Genomic DNA, 1,208 nt, shown 5'->3' with positions numbered 1-1,208 from the left:
CGTCCCGCCCCCGCGGCCCCGGCGCGTCCCGCGCCGTGCGCGCCGTGCGTGCGGCGGGGTGGCCGCGCGGGCAGGTCGCCGACGCCGTCCTGGCGGTGGCCGCGCTGGTGGCGACCCTGGTGCTGAGCGCCGCGGCGGTCAAGCCCGGGGACCGCGGGCTGTGGCCGGGCGGGGTCGCGCTGATCGCCGTGGCCACGCTGGCGCTGGCGGCGCGGCGGCGGCATCCGGTGGCGGTGCTGGTGGTCTGCGTGGCGGTGCCGCCGCTGTACTACCCGCTGGGGTATCCGGACGGGCCGCTGGCGCTGGTGCTGTGGGCGGCGCTGTTCACCGCCGCGGTGGAGTGCCGGCTGCTGGTGTCGCTGGGCGCGGTCATCGTGGTGAACGCGGGGTTCCTGGGGGTGGCGCTGCTGCGCGGCGGCGGGGGCGGCGACCCGGACGCGATCGTGGACGCGCGCGGGGTGGCGTCGCTGTCGCTGGGGCTGCTGGTCGCCATCGCGCTCGGGCAGTACGTGCGCAGCCGCCGGGACCGGGCCGAGGCGGCCGAGCGGCGCGCCGCCGAGGCCGAGCGGAGCCGGGAGGAGGAGGCGCGGCGCCGCGCGATCGCCGAGCGGCTGCGGATCGCGCGGGAGCTGCACGACGTGCTGGCGCACCAGATCTCGCTGATCAACGTGCAGGCGGGGGCGGCGCTGCACCGCCGCGACGATCCCGAGCGCGCGTACGCGGCGCTGGAGGCGATCAAGTCGGCGAGCCGGGAGACGCTGCGGGAGCTGCGCGGGGTGCTGGGCGTCCTGCGGCAGGTCGACGCCGCCGGGGACGGGGACGCGGCGCAGGGCGGGCCGCTCGCGGCGCCGCCGTCCCAGGCGTCGTCCCAGGCGCCGCCCGAGCCGCCGTCGCTGGCGGGGATCGGCGCGCTGCTGGAGCGGACCGCGGCCGCGGGGCTGGCCGTCCGGCGGGAGGGGGACCTGGCCGCCTCCCCCGGCGGGACGGCGGACGCGCTGGCGGGCCTGCCGGCGCCGGTCGGGCTGGCGGGGTACCGGATCGTGCAGGAGGCGCTGACCAATGCCGTCCGGCATTCGGGGGCGGAGCGGGTGACGGTGTCGGTGCGGCGCGAGCCGGGCGCGGTGGTCGTGCAGGTCGACGACGACGGCCACGTCGAGACGGGCCGCGACGAGAAGGGCGCCGGAAAGGGCGCCGGGACGGGCGGGAAC

1 protein-coding gene is annotated in these 1,208 nt (G+C 80.0%); it reads left to right on the top strand.

Features of this window, described 5'->3' with window-relative positions; genetic code table 11:
- On the top strand, window positions 1-1,208 hold a 1,208-nt coding region (locus E1266_RS37315), incomplete at both ends, for a histidine kinase (RefSeq protein ID WP_347876778.1).

The organism is Actinomadura sp. 7K534, assembly GCF_004348575.1.
GTDB lineage: Bacteria > Actinomycetota > Actinomycetes > Streptosporangiales > Streptosporangiaceae > Spirillospora > Spirillospora livida.
Note: the sequence above shows the minus strand (reverse complement) of the source record. Positions and strands in the feature narration are given on the sequence as shown.